Consider the following 16,580-nt stretch of genomic DNA (forward strand, 5'->3'; position numbering starts at 1 on the left):
CGCCAGTGCTGGCAGAATTCCGCCCCGATAGCCTGGGCCCGGCCCCGGCGTGAGTATTCGTTCCCTATTCCTCAGCCAAAAGCACAGGAAATTATCATGACTCAGTCCAACTCGGCTTCGGGCAATGGCGCAGAGGCAGCCCGTGGTCTCTGGTCCTCCCGGTTGGCATTTATTCTTGCGGCGACCGGTTCTGCCGTAGGTCTCGGCAATATCTGGAAGTTTCCCTACGTCACCGGTGAAAACGGCGGCGGCGCCTTTGTGCTGGTGTATCTGCTGTGCATCGCGATCATTGGTATCCCCATCCTGATGGCCGAGGTGTTCATCGGCCGGAACGGCCGGCACAACCCCATTACCAGCATGCGTCTGGTGGCAGAGCGCAACCTGAAATCGCCGATGTGGCGCATTTCCGCCATCGTGGGCATGATCGCGGCGTTTGTGATCCTGTCTTTCTACTCGGTGATTGGTGGTTGGTCGGCGTCTTACGTGGGCCACGCGGCCATGGGCGACTTCACCGGTGGTACCGCTGAGTCCATTGGCGATCTGTTTGGTGGTTTGCTGGCCAGCCCGGTCCAGTTGCTGATCTGGCACACCGTGTTCATGGCGCTGGTGGTGCTGGTGGTGTCTCGTGGGCTTAAAGGTGGCCTGGAGAAAGCCGCTACCATTCTGATGCCGGCCCTGTTCATCCTGCTGCTGGTGGCCGTGGGTTACGCCACCACCACCGGTCACTTTGGTGAGGCGGTCAGTTTCCTGTTCACGCCCGACTTCGGCGCCCTGTCGGTCAGCGGTGTGCTGATTGCCCTGGGTCATGCCTTTTTCACCCTGAGCCTGGGTATGGCCATCATGATGGCCTACGGTTCGTACCTGGGTCGGGACATCTCCATTGCCCGCACGGCCATCAGTGTTGCGGTTATGGATACCGGCGTGGCCCTGCTGGCAGGCCTGGCCATTTTCCCGGTGGTGTTTGCCAATGGACTTGAGGCCGGAGCTGGCCCGGGACTGATCTTCCAGACCCTGCCGTTGGCGTTTGGCAACATGCCCATGGGCGGGCTGTTCGGCACCCTGTTCTTCGTGTTGCTGTTGTTTGCCGCCTGGACCTCGGGCATTTCCCTGCTGGAGCCGGTAGTTGAATGGGTTGAGGAAAAGACCAGTCTGGCCCGCACTGGCAGTGCCATCCTGGTGGGCATTCTTTGTTGGGGCCTGGGCATAGCCTCTATTCTGTCCCTCAATGTCTGGTCCGACGTGGCACCCCTGGGCATGTTTGAGCGGTTCGAGGGCAAGACCATCTTCGATCTACTGGATTTCTTCACCGCCAATATCATGCTGCCCCTGTCTGGTCTGCTGACCGCGGTGTTCGTGGGCTGGTTCGTGGCGAAAGAATCGCTGAAGCTGGATCTGGTGCTCGATGGCGGCGGCTTCCAGCTCTGGTATGGGCTGATCCGTTATGTGACGCCAGTGGCGGTTATCATTGTGTTTGCTTACAACCTGATGGGCTGAGCACAGACCGCTGATTTGGTAGAAAGAAGCGAAGAGAAACCGGCTCTCACTGCAGAGCCGGTTTTTTTATGGGCGCTTTACTCGGCTTCGGAAAAGGCCCGGAGTTCATCCAGGTGAGGGCGAATGGCCTCGATGTCCGCCGGTGGTGCATTTTTCGCACTTTCCATGGCGCCCATGGCGCCTTCCATCATGGCGCGCATTTGAGCTTTCTGGGTTTCGGTCATGTGCGGGCTGTTTTCGATCTCCGCCATGGCTTCGGCGATTTCCTGCTGGGCCTGAGGGTTCTGTTCCTGCAATTCGATGGCCATCCAGGCCTGGAAAATCCGGTCGCCGGTTTGGCTCCACTGCTGCAGATCACTAAAGCCGTGCTCCTGGACGATGTCTTCCAGCCGATCATAAACAGGCTGGCCTTCCATGTTGCGCACAGTCTCGGAAAAAATCCGCGCGAAATCCGGCGCCTCGGTGTTGCCCTCCATCGTGCTGGCCTCCATCTCGTCCTGGATGGCCTCGAGTTCGGGTTCCAGCGCCTGGGCTGCGTTCAGGCTGGCAAGAAAGGATTGAACCTGGGCGCCGGTCAAAGCCTCGGCGGAGGAAGCTGGCCCGGAGCCAAGGGCGAGCAGGGCCATCAATACCGGCACTAGTGCACGGACGCACTGTGAATAGAGGGTAGGGCTTACCCTGCGGTTTAAACAGGGATTGAGGTCAGGGTCGGACATGGGAACTCTCCTTGTCGAAAAGCCCCGGTTCTGCGATCCCCGGGGCCTTATCTGAGAGTAATCCCTGAATTGTGAATCTGCCAGCTTGGCTAGCTACCTTATCCGATCAGAAGAACAGGTCGGGTAACCAGGTGGCAATTTCCGGGAACGCCATGATCAAGCCGAGGCCAACGATCTCCACCAGCACGAATGGAACGATGGATCGGTAGATGTCGCCCATGGTGATGCCCGGCGGCACGATGCCTTTCAGATAGAACAGATTGAAGCCGAACGGCGGCGTCATGTAGCCGATTTCCATGTTGATCACGAACAGGATGCCGAACCAGATCGGATCGAACCCGAGGCTTTCAACAATGGGCATAAACACCGGCAGGGTGATCAGCATGATGCCGACCGGGTCCAGAACCATGGCCAGCAGGAACACAATCACCATCATCGCGATGATGATGCCCCAGGGACCGCCCGGGATCATGTTCATCAGGCTCTCGATCAGCTCCTGGGCGCCCATGCTCTGGTAGGCGGCACTGAAGGCGTGAGCGGCAAACAGGATCCACATGATCATGCCGGTCAGCTTGAAGGTGCGGATGGCCGCTTCCTGCAGCACGCTCCATTTGAACTGGCGGTAGACCGCGGCCGAGATCAGCGCACCGAGAACACCCATGGCGGCGGCTTCGGTCGGCGTTGTGATGCCCCCGATGATTGAGCCCAGCACCATTATCACTACGCCGATCGGCAGCAGCACTGCCCTCAGCGCGCGGAATTTCTCTGGCCAGCTGGCGCGTTCTTCTTTCGGCAGTGCCGGCGCCAGTTCCGGCTGCAGGTGGCAGCGCACAATGATGTAGATGGCGGTGAGTACCATCAGCAACACGCCCGGCATGATGCCGGCCGCGAACATTTTGCCCACGGATACGCCGGTGATCAGCGCATACAGGATCATCAGGATGCTGGGAGGAATCAGGATACCCCAGCCACCACCGGTGTTGATTACGCCCAGCGCCATGCTCTTGTCATAGCCGCGCTCCAGCATGGAGGGCAGGGCAATGGTGCCCATGGCGACAACGGCGGCACCACTGATGCCCACCATGGCGGCGAACACCGCGCAGATACCCAGGGTGCCCAGCGCCAGGCCGCCCCGGAGGCCGCCGCACCAGAGGTGCATCATTCGGTACAGGTCCCGGGCCACGCCGGTGCGCTCCAGAATCATGGCCATGAATACGAACAGAGGGATGGCCACCAGGGTAAAGCTGCCCATGGTGCCCCAGATCTGGGAGGCGACCATATAGAAGGAGTCGAAGCCCCAGGTGAAATACAGGAATACAACCGACACGCCGCCCAGCACGAACGCCAGCGGCAGGCCCAATAACAGGAAGAACAGCAGTGCTGCGAAGAACATCAGGGTCAGGGCTTCAATACTCACAAATGTTCTCCCTCAGGTTCGCCCTGATCCGGCGTGTAGTAATCCAGGTTGAAGGCTATGGCAATGTCCTCTAACAGCTTGACCAACCCCTGCAGCACCAGCAGGCCAGTCCCGAGAGGGATCGCCAGTTTTACGGGCCAGATGGGCGGGTTCCAGGCCGAATAGGAGGTCTCCCAGCTGGAGATGGACTCCTGGGCCATATCGATCCCGAACCAGAGCAGGGCCAGAGTAAAAATGAAGAAAATTGTCGAGGTGAACAGGTCCAGCACCGCCCGCTTGCGCGGTTTCAGGTGAGAGTGCAGCAGGTCGACATTCACGTGGCCCCGGTGCGCCATGATGTAGCCACCGGACATCACCGCGTAGATGCCGAACAGCATCTGGGTGAATTCATTGGTCCACACCGTGGGGGCGTTCAGCAGGTAGCGAAAACCCACTTCCAACAGTAGGAACGCGAACATCGCAAAAATGAGGAGGGCTATCCAGCGCCCGACAAAGTCGTTGAGACGGGTAACCCCTCTCATGAATGCACTCAGCACACTCATGGCATTCTCCGGAAGGACGGTGACTGTATTTCGCAAGAAAAGGCCGGAGTCGAAACGCTCCGGCCTGCAAGGTGCTGGTTAATCCGTTTTAGAGGTAACCAAGCTCCGAGAGATAGCTCTTCAGCATGTCCAGCGCTTTCTGGGCGTTGTCGCTGCGCTTGGCTTCTTCGTCCCACATGGCCTGGGCTGTTTTAACCAGCTTGTCCTGGACGTTATCCGGCAGCACGTTTACCTCGACACCCTGCTCGGCAATGGCCTTGGCCAGGGTGATGCGCTCTTTGTACTGATATTCGTTGGTGCGAATCCAGAACTGCTCGTCCAGAGCGTCCTTGACGATTTTCTGCATGTCTTCAGGCAGCTTATTCAGCGCCTTGTGGCTGATGATGATCACGTCGGTACCGGCGATGTTCAGGGCTGGCTGGACGTGGTATTTCGCCACCTCATAGAGGCCCATGCTGGAGGCACCCTGTGAGGCGCCCCAGTGAGCGCCGTCCACGATGCCGGAATCCAGTGCCGAGTAGAGTTCGCTGCCAGGGATGTAGGATGCAGCAGCACCGGATTCGGTCAGGAAGGTCTGCAGTGCGCCGGAGGAACGGATCTTCAGGCTGGTGAAGTCATCCCAGTTGGTGATCGGTTGCTTAACCACCATTTCGGTCGGATAGACCTTGTCGGTCGCCCAGTAAACGCCATGCTCGGCGGCTTCGTCACGAAGCATCTGCTCGAAGCCCATGTTCTTGTGGAAATAGGCGGCTTCCCAGACGTTACGGAACGCGAATGGCAGGCCAGAAGCGATACCCGCAAGGGAAACCTTATCCTGCGCATAGGCGGGGGCAATGGTGCCCATCTCCAGAATGCCCCGGCTGACGGCGTTGAAGATTTCCTTGGATTTGAAGAGTGCGCCGGCTTCATACAGTTTCAGCTGCAGGCGTCCATCGGTACGTTCGTCCAGAACCCGCTGCAGACGCATCAAGCTGTCGGTATAAGAGCTGCTGGAACCGGGCCAGTGTGACTGCACTTTCCAGGTGTAAGTGTCCTGGGCGGCGGCCGGTGCCGCGCTCAGCGCAGCAGAGATGCCCAGAGTTAATGCTGAGGCGTATACGGTCAGACTCTTGCGAGCGTTTGCGAACAGGTTCATGGCAGACCTCATGATGGTTGTATTCATTTTGTTTTTAGTTTCACTGTGCAGAACTAACGACTGCATGGTGAATTTATGTTATCTGAATCTATCACAAGATTGGTCTTTTGCAATAGGATGTTTAGCCACAACGACTGATTAATCTTCAGACAGGATAGACCAATGATCGATGCCCAGCAGTCTGGCGGAGTACTTCACCTGGTAATTAACCGCCCGGAAAAAAAGAACGCACTGACTCGCAGTATGTACAACGCCCTTGCCGAGGCGGTCTCCAAGGCCAATCAGGATGCCGAGGTCAGCGCCATCGTGCTCTCTGGTGCCGGAGGTGTGTTTACCGCCGGGAATGACCTGGACGACTTCAGGGCTCGTGCCACCGATGCTAATCCCAAGCCATCGGCCGGATTGGCCTTTATAGAAGCCCTGATGGACTGCGATACCCCGGTCATTGTTGCGGTAGAGGGCTTGGCTATTGGTATTGGCACGACGTTGCTGCTGCACTGTGATTCGGTGATTACCGGCCGCAGCGCTACCTTTAAGACCGCGTTCGTGGACCTGGGTCTGGTGCCTGAGGCCGCGTCTACCGTGACCATGCCATTGCATCTGGGCGCGCGTCGGGCTGCAGACCTGTTGCTGATGGGCGAGGTGTTGAAGGGTGCCGAAGCCCGCGAGTGCGGGCTGGCCAGTAAAGTGGTGGATGACGGCACGGCGCTGGACGAGGCCCTGGCCCAGGCGACACGGCTTGCCGGAAAACCCAGGGACGCCCTGCGTGCCAGCAAGCGCCTGATGCGCGCACCCTGGCGCGACCAGGTAAAAGAAGCACTCGAACGGGAGCGGGAAGTGTTCTCCGAACGGCTCCGGTCCGAGGATTGCCAGAATGCACTGAACCGTTTGACGCGGCGCTAATCCTGATGAGCGCCAGAGCTGCGTTTACTTGCTCCAGTAGGGTGCTCGCAGTTCCCGCTTGAGGATCTTGCCGATGGTGGAGCGGGGCAATTCATCCCGCACTTCAATGGCGGCCAGACGTTGGGACTTGCCGAGCCTGGCATTGGCCCATTCCAGGATGCTGGCATCACTGTCGTTGTGGCCTGGCTTGCGCACCACCAGCCCCAGCGGTGTCTCACCCCAGTGTTCGCTGGGAATGCCAATCACTGCCACATCTGCGACCGCTGGATGGCCCAGCAGGGCCTGCTCCAGATCCACCGCATAGATGTTGAAGCCGCCGGAAATAATCATGTCCTTACGGCGGTCCAGAATATAAATGAACCCGTCCTCATCAATACGGCCCATGTCGCCACTGCGATAGAACACCTCGCCTTCGGGGCTGGTCCACAGCATCTCCGCGGTCTGCTCTGGCCGATTCACGTAGCCGCGCATCATGGAGATGGCGCGCCCGACAATCTCACCAATCTCTCCCTGGGGCAGTTCATAGCCCTGGTCATCGATGACCCGTACCTGAGCGCCCTCGGTGGGTAGCCCGACCGACTCCCATTTGTCCGGGTGAGCGGCGCAATCCAGGCAGGTCGAAATGCCACCCTCGGTGAGGCCATAGACTTCCCGGATGTTGCCCGGCCAGCGGGCCATGGCGTCGGCAATGACTTCGGCCCGAAGCGGAGCGCTGGTGCACAGCTTGAGCTTGAAGCTGGACAGGTCAAACCGGTCGAAATCGGGTTCGGCCAGAATGCGCTGGTATTGCACCGGCACCAGCATGGCGTGGGTCACCCGGTGGCGCTCGGCCAGTTCCAGGAACCGGTAGGCGTCAAATTTCGGCATCAGTACCAGGGTGCCGCCATAGAACAGGGTGGGCAGCACCGACACCAGCGTAGTGTTGGAGTACAGCGGGGTGGACACCAGGTTGATGGCGTCGCCGTCCAGCCCGAACCGGCTCATGCGCGCCATCTGGCGCTGGCGGAACCGGTAATCGTGCAGGATGCCCTTGGGGGTGCCGGTGGTGCCAGAGCTGTAAATAATGTTGAAGGCATCGTCCAGGGTCACCTCCGCCGGGTTGGCTTCTGCAGAGGCGCCTGCTAGCCAGTCACCCAGGTACTGGCCGATGCCTGCCTGTTCTTCATCGAGAGCCAGGATCTGGTTATCGGACAGGTTCGTCAGCTGAGGCCGAAAATCCGACAGCAGTTCCCGGTTTTTCGAGGACACAAACAGGAAACGGGCCTCGCAGTCCGCAAGCATCAATGCCAGTGCCTCGGGGCTGGCCATGCCCGATAGCGGCACCATGCAGCCGCCCGCTACCAATGTACCCAGGTATAAGGCGACGTAGTTGGCGCTGTTTTCCGACAGGGCCGCGACCGAGTCGCCGGTTTGCAGGCCCTCGGCCCGCAGCTGGTTGGCAATCTGATTGACCTGGGTGAGCAGCGCGCGCCAGCTGATGGCTGTCTGGTCGGTGATCAACGCGGGATGGTCGCCGCGCTCATGGGCGTGCTGTTGGATCTGCTGGCCGATCGAGTCGAAAACTTCGTCCGGATAGGTTGGTGCATAGACCGACATCGAACTCACATTATTTTTCATTTTTGATCACTCCGGTGCTATGGTGTTTTATCTAGTGAAATTACCTTTCGAATATATTGACTCAAAACCGGAAGGCGTGACAAATTAAAGCGAACGCTAAAAGCACAATGACAACAACAAGCCAATATTGAGGAGCGAACGGCATGGCGCGTTTCGATAATCGGGTTGCCATCGTCACCGGTGCCGGCAGTGGTATTGGCCGGGCGACCGCGTTGCGTTTAGCGCGCGAAGGTGCCCGGGTGGTGCTGGCGGATGTGTCCGATGCTGGCCTGCTGGATACCGAAAATCGCCTGCCGGAAGGGGCCGAGTGCCTGCGCCGGGTGGTGGATGTGTCCGATGAAGCTCAGGTAAAGGCGCTGGTGGATGAGACCCTGTCGCACTTTGGCCAGGTGGATGTGTTGTGCAACATCGCCGGTATTGCCAGCTCCCAGGGTAGCCATCCCCCTGTGACAGAGAACGAGCGCGCGGAGTGGGATCAGGTCTTGTCAGTGAACCTGATCGGCTCGATGTTGCTGATCAAGCACACCGCCCCGCACATGCAGGCCCGCAAGCTGGGCTCGATCGTGAACACCGCATCGGTAGCAGGGCTGCGCTCCGGCGCCGGTGGTAACGCCTACAGTGCGTCCAAGGCCGGGGTGGTCAATCTCACCATGACTGCGGCCTGTGATCTGGGCGACGACAATGTCCGGGTCAATGCAGTGTGCCCGGGGCTGGTGGAAACCGGCATGACCCAGGCAGTGTTCGATTACGCCCGCGCCCATGAAAAAGCCCATAAGCTTGGCTCCCGCTGTGAACTGCGCCGCTACGGCGACCCCGAGGAAATTGCCGCCGCAATTCTGTTCTTTGCCAGCGACGACGCCAGTTACATCACCGGTCAGGCCCTGCCGGTGGACGGGGGCAACACTGCGTCCCTGAATATGCCCGGGATGAAAGTCTGATGAGTCACGAGGAACCTGATCTGATGAACGGAACCGATCTGCCCGGTTTTCACAGCCTGCTGGGTTATAGCCAGGCCTCCTGGGAAGAAAACGAGGCGGTGATTGAGCTGGAGCTCCAGGCCCGGCACCTGAATCTGGGTGGCGTGATTCACGGCGGTGTGCTGACCTCATTACTGGATATTGCCATGGCACAGGCCGGTACGCACTGCCCTTATCCAGGTCGCATGCGCAAAGCCATCACCCTGTCGCTGACCACCACCTTCACCGGGCAGTGCTCGAGTGGCGTCATTCGCGTCACTGGCCGAAAGCGTGCCGGTGGTACTCGGATCTTCAACAGCACCGGGGAAGTCCACGATGACCAGGGCAACCTGCTGGCCATTGCCGAAGGCACGTTCCGCATTCGTTCCGGCAGCGACAAGCCGGAAGGTGTGCCGATCTGATCACTGAATAAGAACAACAGGCCGGTGATTGCGCTTACTACGACTCACCGAATCAACGCCAGATTTATTAAAGAGGAAGTCGACATGTTTGAACTGTCTGACAAGGTCAAAGCACTGCAGGCGCAACTGACCGAGTTCATGGATGCCCACATCTATCCAAACGAGCACGTCCATCACCAGCAGATCGAACAGGCGGAAAATCGCTGGGCACCGGTGCCGATCATCGAGGAACTGAAGAGCAAGGCCAAGGCGGAGGGACTGTGGAATCTGTTCCTGCCAGAGAGTGACCTGGGTGCCGGCCTGACCAACTTCGAGTACGCCCACCTTTGCGAAATCATGGGCCGGTCGGAAATGGCCCCGGAGGTGTTCAACTGCTCCGCGCCGGATACCGGCAACATGGAAACCATTGCCCGCTACGGCAACGAGCAGCAGCAGGAGCAGTGGCTGAAACCGCTGCTGGCCGGAGAGATCCGCTCCTGTTTCTCCATGACCGAACCCGACGTCGCCTCCTCGGACGCCACCAACATCGCCTGCGAGATTCGTCGCGAGGGCGATGAGTATGTGATCAACGGTCGCAAGTGGTGGTCTTCCGGTGCCATGACGACCACTACCAAGATTGCCATTGTCATGGGCAAGACCGACCCGGACGCGCCCAAGCACCAGCAACAGTCAATGATTCTGGTACCGCTGGATGCCCCGGGCGTGAAGATGATCCGACCGCTGACGGTGTTCGGCTACGATCACGCACCCCATGGCCACGCCGAGATTCACTACGAGAATGTGCGGGTGCCGGCCAGCAATATGCTGCTGGGCGAAGGCCGGGGTTTCGAAATTGCCCAGGGCCGCCTCGGGCCGGGCCGGATTCACCACTGCATGCGCACCATCGGCGTGGCCGAGCGGGCGCTGGAGCTAATGTGCAAGCGCGCCAATGAGCGCGAGGCGTTTGGTAAGCCGCTGTCGAGCTTCGATTCCATCCGCAAGGACATCGCCCGCAGCCGTATGGAAATTGAGCAGGCGCGACTGATGACCCTGAAAGCGGCGCACATGATGGACACCGTGGGTAACAAGGTGGCCCGTCAGGAGATCGCCATGATCAAGGTGATCGCCCCGAGCATGGCGCTGAAGGTTATTGATCGTGCTATCCAAGTGCACGGTGGCGCCGGTGTCAGTCAGGACACCTTCCTGGCTTCGGCCTGGGCCAAGGTTCGCACTTTGCGGCTGGCGGATGGGCCGGATGAGGTGCATCTGGATTCGGTGGCCAAGCTGGAACTGCGTCAGTACCGCTGATCTGAGCCCGGCCCGAGACATTGGGCGAGGGACCACGCAAACAGGGGCCTTCCGAGACACGCCGTTAATACGTCCCTGTAGGCTTGTGAAAAACTTCCCTGTTTTTCACAGTCCCGGAAGGCCCCTGTTCGCACGCTCCGCCATCTTGTGAGTATGAGGATCGAACGATGAACAACCCGCTTTTTGATATGACTGGCAAGGTTGCCCTGGTCACTGGCTCCACCAAAGGTATTGGCCGTTCCATTGCCGAAGAAATGGCTCGCCTGGGTGCAAAAGTGGTGATCTCCAGCCGCAAAGCCGAGGCCTGCGAGCAGGTCGCGAATGAGCTGAAAGAGCAGGGCTACGAGGCCATCGCCATTCCCTGTCACGTAGGCAAGAAGGAAGACCTCCAGAGTCTGGTCGAAAAGACCAACGAAGCCTGGGGTGCCATCGACGTGTTGGTGTGCAACGCAGCCACCAATCCCGTGTACGGCCCAACGTCCGAGATGACCGACGAGGCCTGGGACAAGATCATGGACACCAACGTCAAAGGCACCTTCTGGCTTACCAATATGGTACTGCCGCAGATGGCGGAGAATGGTGAGGGTGCGGTGGTCTTGCTGTCCAGCATCGCCGGTATTCGCGGCAACACCACCATCGGCACCTACGGCGTATCCAAAGCCGCCGAAGCGGCCCTGGCCCGAAACCTGGCGGTGGAGTGGGGTCCGAAAGGCATTCGCATCAATAGCATCGCCCCCGGCCTGATCAAAACCGATTTTGCCAAAGCCTTGTGGGAAGACCCGGTTCGAGTAAAACGCGCCGAAGACAAAACACCCCTAAGAAGAATCGGCGACCCCGTCGACATCGCCGGCCTGGCGGTCTTTTTATCAACCAAGGCCAGCGCCTACATCACCGGCCAAGTCATCGTAGCCGACGGCGGCGAAACAATCTGTTAAGGGTATTCAGATAAAGGTATGCCAAGGCTGGTGGGTGGGGGTGTCTTTCTGCCGGGAAAAAAATGTCTGAGCGCAGCGAGTTATTTTTCCCAGAAGAAAGGCGCCCCCGCCTGCCGGCCGCTGCCCCCTAAATAAAGGCAAAGAACAAAATGAGCACTAACCCAGAGCTGGTAGACGTCCTGCCAGCCCACAAATTCAACGAAGCCAACCTCCTGGCCTGGCTACAACAAGCCATCCCAGGATTCGGCAATCGCCTGCAGGTCCAGCAGTTCCAGGGTGGCCAGTCCAACCCCACGTTTCTGCTGGATACCGACAGCGGCCGCTATGTGCTGCGCAAAAAGCCGCCGGGCAAAACTCTGCCATCGGCCCACATGGTGGAACGCGAGTACAAAGTCATCCGCGCCCTCGCTGACAACACCTCAGTGCCGGTGCCGAAGGCTCGGGTATTGTGCGAAGACAGCGAGGTTATTGGCACGCCGTTTTACGTCATGGACTTCATGGACGGCCGGATCGTCAGCCACTCGGCCCTGCGGTCGCTGGACAAAGCCGAGCGGCGGCCAGCCCATCATTCGGCCATCGACACTCTGGCGGCATTGCATTCGGTGGACGTGAATGCCATCGGTCTGGGTGACTATGGTCGGCCTGAGGGCTATGTGGCCCGGCAGGTTTCACGCTGGACCAAGCAGTACCTCGCGTCGAAAACCGACGATCTGCCCGAAATGGACAAGCTGATCGAATGGCTGCCTGAGAACTTGCCGTCGACCGACGAGTGCGCCATTGCTCACGGTGATTACCGGTTCGGAAACCTGATGCTGGCACCTGATAGCCCGCAGGTTATCGCGATCTTGGATTGGGAACTGTCGACCCTGGGGCATCCGCTGGCGGACCTGGCCTATTACTGCCTGCCGTACCACCTGCCGTCAGATCTGGAAGGCATGCGCGGTCTGTTGGGCGAGGATCTGGAAGCGCTGGGTATTCCAACCGAGCAGGAGACCATCAAGCGCTATTGTGACCAGAGCGGCCGGGATGGCATCGACGACTGGCACGTATACCTGGCGTTTTCGCTATTCCGCCTGGCGGCTATCCTGCAGGGTGTCTACAAACGGGCTCTGGATGGCAATGCCGCCAACGCCAATGCCCTGGATGTGGGCAAGCGCGCCAGCCTGCTGGCCCAGGTTGGCTGGAAGATTGCCAGTGAAGGAGTACAGCCATGAGCGAGAAGACAGCCATGAGTGAAGCGACAGTAGATACCGGCCCCATCGTTGAGCGCATCCTGATTACCAATGACGACGGCATCAACGCGCCGGGGCTTGCGATCCTTGAGGCGATTGCCCGCAAGCTGGCCAACGAAGTCTGGATTGTTGCTCCGGAGCACGATCGCAGTGGCGCCGGCCAGAGCATCTCTATTCATGATCCCCTGCGGGTGTATGAAACCGGGACACGGCGTTACGCGGTGTCTGGTACCCCGGCCGATTGCGTGCTCTATTCTCTGGCCAAGTGGTTTGAGGAAACGCCGCCGGATCTGGTTCTCTCCGGGGTGAATTGCGGCGCCAATATCAGCGATTCGGTGCAGTACTCCGGCACCGTGGGCGCTGTCCTCAGCGCCTTGCACATGAACATTCCAGCCATCGCCCTGAGCCAGGCGTTCCTGTCCCGCGAGGGTATTCAATGGGACCCGGTCCGGCAATTTGGCGAGACGGTTGTCCGCAAACTCTGGCAAAGCTCCGAAGTCCGCGCCTGGAACGTGAACTTTCCAGCCTGCGACGCGGATGATATCAAGCTGGCGCGCTGGTGCCGGCAATCTACCGGCTCCATTCAAAGGTCCCGGCTGCTGGCCGGCAAGGATGCCCGCAGCCTGCCGTACTGGTGGCTGGGCTTTGATCGCGATTCCCGGCACATCGTCGAGCCGGATGCCGATGTTTCGGTGCTGCGGGAAAAAGCGATCGCCATCCAGCCTTTACGGCACGAGGATCCGCTGCCTGGGGGCAGCACCGAATTCGATTTGGCCGCCTCTGCGGCTGACTGACTAACACTGGGAGTACAGCAAACATGTTCACACGCCACCACAAGGTATGGCCGCACGAACTGCCAAAAACCATGACCTTGCCGAAGACCAGCCTCTTCACCAACCTGGAGATCTCGGCGCGGCGGTTTCCCGATCATACTGCGATCATCTTCTACGACGCGCCTATCACCTATCGTCGCCTGTTGACGGAAGTTGAGGCCATGGCCGGTTACCTCCAGTCCCAGGGCGTGCAGAAGGGTGATCGGGTGCTGTTGTACATGCAGAACTCGCCGCAGTATGTGATTTCCTACTACGCCATCCTGCGCGCCGACGCCGTGGTCATTCCGGTTAACCCGATGAACCGTTCGGCCGAGCTGGAGCATTACATTGCCGATACCGGTGCCCACGTGTGCCTGGCGGGTCAGGAGCTGGAGGGCTTTATTACCCCGCTGCTGGCGGAGACCGATCTGGAGCGGGTAGTGGTGGCCTCCTACAGCACTTACATCAAGCCTGACACCGATCTGAAGCTGCCGGCGGAGGTGTCCGCTCCGGCCTGGTCTGACGACGTTCCGGGCCTGGTGAGCTGGGAAGCCGCCATGGCAGAGGCTCGGGTGCCGGCCGAGCACACCGCCGGTCCGGATGACCTGGCGGTGATTCCCTACAGTTCCGGCACCACTGGTGCGCCCAAGGGCTGCATGCATACCCATCGATCGGTGATGGCCACGGCTGTGCACCGGGTGTTCTGGAACCTGAGTACCCAGGACAGTGTGCAGCTGGCGACCCTGCCGTTCTTCCACGTGACCGGCATGACCGGCTCAATGAACGGCCCTATATACTGTGGTGCGACCTCGGTGATCATGACCCGATGGGACCGCACCACCGCCTCCCGGTTGATTGAACGCTATAAAGTGACCGGCTGGACCAACATCGTCACCATGGCGGTGGATTTCCTGTCCAACCCGGACATCGGCCAATACGATCTGACCAGCCTGAATATGATTGGCGGTGGCGGTGCTGCCATGCCGGTCGCCGTCGCCGAGAAGCTGAAGAAACTGACCGGCCTGGATTACATTGAGGGCTACGGCCTCTCCGAGACCATGGCCGCCACCCACATCAACCCGAACGCCAATCCCAAGGCCCAGTGTCTGGGAATCCCGGTGTTTGATGTCGATAGCCGCATCATTGATGTCGATACCCTGGAAGAGAAGGCGCCCGGAGAGACTGGCGAAATTGTATCCAATGGCCCGCAGGTGACGAAGGGCTACTGGAACCGGCCGGCGGAAACCGAAGCGGCCTTTGTGGAAATCGACGGCAAGCAATTCTTCCGCACCGGCGATCTGGGCTATTACGATGAGGACGGCTATTTCTTCATGGTCGACCGGGTCAAGCGTATGATCAATGCCTCCGGCTTCAAGGTCTGGCCGTCCGAGGTTGAGGCACTGATGTACCGCCATCCGGCCATCCATGAGGTTTGCATTATCTCCTCGCCTGACCCCAAGCGCGGCGAAACCGTGAAGGCCTGCATCGTGCTGACTCCGGAGGCGGAGGGCGCTACTTCGGTCGAGGACATCACCGGTTGGTGCAAGGAACAGATGGCGGCCTACAAGGTGCCGGCGATCGTTGAATTTGTCGACGCGTTGCCCAAGTCGCCCACCGGCAAGTTGATGTGGCGCGCGCTGCAGGAACAAGAGTGGGAAGCCAGGAATAAAACCGCATGAGTGATAAACCCAGCATTCTAATAGTCGGCGCCGGTGCTATCGGCAGCTTTTACGGGGCCATTCTGAAGCAGGCCGGTTGCTCGGTCAGCACCGTTCTGCGTTCCGAGTACGAGGCGGTGAAAGAAAACGGCATTCGCATTTCCAGTCCGCTCGGGGATCTCTCCTATCGGCCGGACCAGGTCTACCGCGATGGCGACAGTCCGCAATCCCCGCCGGACTACCTGATCCTGTGTGTGAAGGTACTGCCGGGCACCGACCGTGCCGAGCTGGTACGCCCCTGGATGGGCCCCAATACCCGGCTGGTGCTGATCGAGAACGGTCTGGATATCGAACGGGAGCTGGCGGAGGCCTACCCGGATAATCCGCTGATCAGCTGCCTGGCATTCATCGCGGCCAGTCGCACCGAGCCCGGAGTGGTTGAACACAAGGCCTACGGCAAGCTGGTGATGGGGAGTTACCCCGAGGGTATCAGTGAGGATTGCCGAACCCTGTCCGGCCTGTTCATTGAGGGCGGTATCAAGGTGGACCTGACCGAGGCCGTGGTGGGAGAGCGCTGGCGCAAATGCCTGTGGAATACCCCGTTCAATCCGCTATCGGTGATCGCCAATGGCGCGGACACCCGGACTATTCTCGATACCGAGGGTGGTGAGGCACTGATTCGGGCCATGATCCGGGAAGTGATGGCAGTCGCTGACGCAGAAGGTTACCCCATGGAGGAGTCGCTGATTGAGCAGAACATTGAGGGTACCCGCAAGATGCCGCCCTACAAGAACAGCATGGCGCTGGACTATCTGAACGATCGGCCTATTGAACGGGATGCCGTATTGGGCAATGTGGTTGCTTTGGCTGAACGCCATGGCATTGCGGTGCCACACCTGAACACGGTGCTGGTGACGCTTAAGATGCGTGCCAGCCTGGAAGGCCGTGCCTGAGGAGCAGGGGAGGATATTATTCGGAGGTCTTTTCCGACTCGTTTTCAGTAGGATCTGTACCGGTTTTGTTGGCAGGCAGGGAGTCTTGGCCGACGCTAACATCGCTTAACGATTGAGTGGAACGGCGCTGTAAAAGCTCAGCGAAATCAAGAAGCAGTTGCCGGTCCTCTTCAATCAGGGAGATGAAGGCAGCATTGAGAGCTACCTGCTCAGAATCGAGCTGCTTTCGTTCGGCAACTGAAAATATGTCCGTAAGGGAAAGATCCAACGCCAGGGCCAGCCGGTGCAGCAGTTCGAGACTGGGCCTCGCTAGCCCTCGTTCGATTCGTGACAGATTGCCTACGTGGGATTCACTGCGTTCAGCCAACTCCGCAAGGGTCATGCCCTGCTGCTTCCTCAAACGTCTGATTGCCTGCCCTAAGTTCATGCGCTTTCTCTGATTTCCAAGGCGACGATGTTACGTTTAATTATTCCTGCAAACAAAGGTGCATAAGGCACATA

General features: G+C 59.3%; 16 protein-coding genes. 10 read left to right on the forward strand and 6 right to left on the reverse strand.

All coding sequences use genetic code 11. The features are described from left to right. Positions 1-96 precede the first annotated feature (96 nt). A complete protein-coding gene (locus QUE89_RS01165) occupies positions 97-1,494 on the forward strand; it encodes a sodium-dependent transporter (RefSeq protein ID WP_286221474.1) in 1,398 nt (465 codons plus the stop codon). 77 nt (positions 1,495-1,571) lie between these two features. On the opposite strand, the gene QUE89_RS01170 is transcribed toward QUE89_RS01165, so the two are convergent. The 4 genes from QUE89_RS01170 to dctP form a co-directional block, all read right to left on the reverse strand. Then, entirely contained in the window at positions 1,572-2,210 is a 639-nt protein-coding gene (locus QUE89_RS01170) for a hypothetical protein (RefSeq protein ID WP_286221475.1), read from the reverse strand. Positions 2,211-2,316: 106 nt separating this feature from the next. Beyond that, entirely contained in the window at positions 2,317-3,627 is a 1,311-nt protein-coding gene (locus QUE89_RS01175; RefSeq protein ID WP_286221476.1) for a TRAP transporter large permease, read from the reverse strand. Next, positions 3,624-4,169, reverse strand: coding sequence for a TRAP transporter small permease subunit (locus QUE89_RS01180; protein ID WP_286221477.1), 546 nt, complete (start codon positions 4,167-4,169; stop codon positions 3,624-3,626). Before QUE89_RS01180 ends, QUE89_RS01175 begins: the two co-directional genes overlap by 4 nt. 88 nt (positions 4,170-4,257) lie before the next feature. Continuing rightward, positions 4,258-5,304 carry a TRAP transporter substrate-binding protein DctP gene (gene dctP, locus QUE89_RS01185; protein WP_286221478.1) on the reverse strand — a complete coding sequence of 349 codons (1,047 nt, stop codon included), beginning with the start codon at positions 5,302-5,304 and terminating at the stop codon, positions 4,258-4,260. Positions 5,305-5,466: 162 nt separating this feature from the next. Here dctP and QUE89_RS01190 point away from each other — a divergent pair, with 162 nt between their 5' ends. Continuing rightward, positions 5,467-6,207 (forward strand): enoyl-CoA hydratase/isomerase family protein, encoded by a 741-nt coding sequence (locus QUE89_RS01190; RefSeq protein ID WP_286221479.1) that lies wholly within the window; start codon positions 5,467-5,469, stop codon positions 6,205-6,207. A 24-nt stretch (positions 6,208-6,231) separates the two neighbouring features. On the opposite strand, the gene QUE89_RS01195 is transcribed toward QUE89_RS01190, so the two are convergent. Further along, positions 6,232-7,824: a class I adenylate-forming enzyme family protein gene (locus QUE89_RS01195; RefSeq protein WP_286221480.1), complete on the reverse strand. Its 1,593-nt coding sequence runs from the start codon at positions 7,822-7,824 to the stop codon at positions 6,232-6,234. 143 nt (positions 7,825-7,967) lie between these two features. Here QUE89_RS01195 and QUE89_RS01200 point away from each other — a divergent pair, with 143 nt between their 5' ends. The 8 genes from QUE89_RS01200 to QUE89_RS01235 all read left to right on the forward strand — a co-directional run bounded on the left by QUE89_RS01200 (position 7,968) and on the right by QUE89_RS01235 (position 16,079). After that, entirely contained in the window at positions 7,968-8,762 is a 795-nt protein-coding gene (locus QUE89_RS01200; RefSeq protein WP_286221481.1) for an SDR family NAD(P)-dependent oxidoreductase, read from the forward strand. Next, the gene (locus QUE89_RS01205) at positions 8,762-9,202 is read left to right on the forward strand and encodes a PaaI family thioesterase (protein ID WP_041342320.1); all 441 of its coding nucleotides are present in this window, start codon (positions 8,762-8,764) and stop codon (positions 9,200-9,202) included. Before QUE89_RS01200 ends, QUE89_RS01205 begins: the two co-directional genes overlap by 1 nt. An 84-nt stretch (positions 9,203-9,286) precedes the next feature. Further along, the gene (locus tag QUE89_RS01210; protein WP_286221482.1) at positions 9,287-10,489 is read left to right on the forward strand and encodes an acyl-CoA dehydrogenase family protein; all 1,203 of its coding nucleotides are present in this window, start codon (positions 9,287-9,289) and stop codon (positions 10,487-10,489) included. Between the two features lie 167 nt (positions 10,490-10,656). Beyond that, positions 10,657-11,424, forward strand: coding sequence for an SDR family NAD(P)-dependent oxidoreductase (locus QUE89_RS01215; protein ID WP_286221483.1), 768 nt, complete (start codon positions 10,657-10,659; stop codon positions 11,422-11,424). A 149-nt stretch (positions 11,425-11,573) separates the two neighbouring features. Then, a complete protein-coding gene (locus QUE89_RS01220; protein WP_286221484.1) occupies positions 11,574-12,638 on the forward strand; it encodes a phosphotransferase in 1,065 nt (354 codons plus the stop codon). Beyond that, a complete protein-coding gene (gene surE / locus QUE89_RS01225; RefSeq protein ID WP_286221485.1) occupies positions 12,635-13,450 on the forward strand; it encodes a 5'/3'-nucleotidase SurE in 816 nt (271 codons plus the stop codon). Before QUE89_RS01220 ends, surE begins: the two co-directional genes overlap by 4 nt. A gap of 23 nt (positions 13,451-13,473) precedes the next feature. Further along, positions 13,474-15,147 carry a long-chain fatty acid--CoA ligase gene (locus QUE89_RS01230; RefSeq protein ID WP_286221486.1) on the forward strand — a complete coding sequence of 558 codons (1,674 nt, stop codon included), beginning with the start codon at positions 13,474-13,476 and terminating at the stop codon, positions 15,145-15,147. After that, the gene (locus QUE89_RS01235; RefSeq protein ID WP_286221487.1) at positions 15,144-16,079 is read left to right on the forward strand and encodes a ketopantoate reductase family protein; all 936 of its coding nucleotides are present in this window, start codon (positions 15,144-15,146) and stop codon (positions 16,077-16,079) included. Before QUE89_RS01230 ends, QUE89_RS01235 begins: the two co-directional genes overlap by 4 nt. A 16-nt stretch (positions 16,080-16,095) precedes the next feature. Here the strand turns inward: QUE89_RS01235 and QUE89_RS01240 are convergent, their stop codons facing one another. Beyond that, the gene (locus tag QUE89_RS01240) at positions 16,096-16,461 is read right to left on the reverse strand and encodes a helix-turn-helix domain-containing protein (protein WP_286221488.1); all 366 of its coding nucleotides are present in this window, start codon (positions 16,459-16,461) and stop codon (positions 16,096-16,098) included. Between the last annotated feature and the right edge of the window lie 119 nt (positions 16,462-16,580).

The sequence above is a fragment of the Marinobacter sp. LA51 genome, assembly GCF_030297175.1.
Taxonomy (GTDB): domain Bacteria; phylum Pseudomonadota; class Gammaproteobacteria; order Pseudomonadales; family Oleiphilaceae; genus Marinobacter; species Marinobacter apostichopi.

What these genes read in the sequence shown, in the direction of transcription:
- QUE89_RS01165 (WP_286221474.1), top strand. Translation starts at nt 97, where the DNA reads ATGACTCAGTCCAACTCGGCTTCGGGCAATGGCGCAGAGGCAGCCCGT.
- QUE89_RS01170 (WP_286221475.1), bottom strand. Translation starts at nt 2,210, where the DNA reads ATGTCCGACCCTGACCTCAATCCCTGTTTAAACCGCAGGGTAAGCCCT.
- QUE89_RS01180 (WP_286221477.1), bottom strand. Translation starts at nt 4,169, where the DNA reads ATGAGTGTGCTGAGTGCATTCATGAGAGGGGTTACCCGTCTCAACGAC.
- dctP (WP_286221478.1), bottom strand. Translation starts at nt 5,304, where the DNA reads ATGAACCTGTTCGCAAACGCTCGCAAGAGTCTGACCGTATACGCCTCA.
- QUE89_RS01190 (WP_286221479.1), top strand. Translation starts at nt 5,467, where the DNA reads ATGATCGATGCCCAGCAGTCTGGCGGAGTACTTCACCTGGTAATTAAC.
- QUE89_RS01195 (WP_286221480.1), bottom strand. Translation starts at nt 7,824, where the DNA reads ATGAAAAATAATGTGAGTTCGATGTCGGTCTATGCACCAACCTATCCG.
- QUE89_RS01200 (WP_286221481.1), top strand. Translation starts at nt 7,968, where the DNA reads ATGGCGCGTTTCGATAATCGGGTTGCCATCGTCACCGGTGCCGGCAGT.
- QUE89_RS01205 (WP_041342320.1), top strand. Translation starts at nt 8,762, where the DNA reads ATGAGTCACGAGGAACCTGATCTGATGAACGGAACCGATCTGCCCGGT.
- QUE89_RS01210 (WP_286221482.1), top strand. Translation starts at nt 9,287, where the DNA reads ATGTTTGAACTGTCTGACAAGGTCAAAGCACTGCAGGCGCAACTGACC.
- QUE89_RS01215 (WP_286221483.1), top strand. Translation starts at nt 10,657, where the DNA reads ATGAACAACCCGCTTTTTGATATGACTGGCAAGGTTGCCCTGGTCACT.
- QUE89_RS01220 (WP_286221484.1), top strand. Translation starts at nt 11,574, where the DNA reads ATGAGCACTAACCCAGAGCTGGTAGACGTCCTGCCAGCCCACAAATTC.
- surE (WP_286221485.1), top strand. Translation starts at nt 12,635, where the DNA reads ATGAGCGAGAAGACAGCCATGAGTGAAGCGACAGTAGATACCGGCCCC.
- QUE89_RS01230 (WP_286221486.1), top strand. Translation starts at nt 13,474, where the DNA reads ATGTTCACACGCCACCACAAGGTATGGCCGCACGAACTGCCAAAAACC.
- QUE89_RS01235 (WP_286221487.1), top strand. Translation starts at nt 15,144, where the DNA reads ATGAGTGATAAACCCAGCATTCTAATAGTCGGCGCCGGTGCTATCGGC.
- QUE89_RS01240 (WP_286221488.1), bottom strand. Translation starts at nt 16,461, where the DNA reads ATGACCCTTGCGGAGTTGGCTGAACGCAGTGAATCCCACGTAGGCAAT.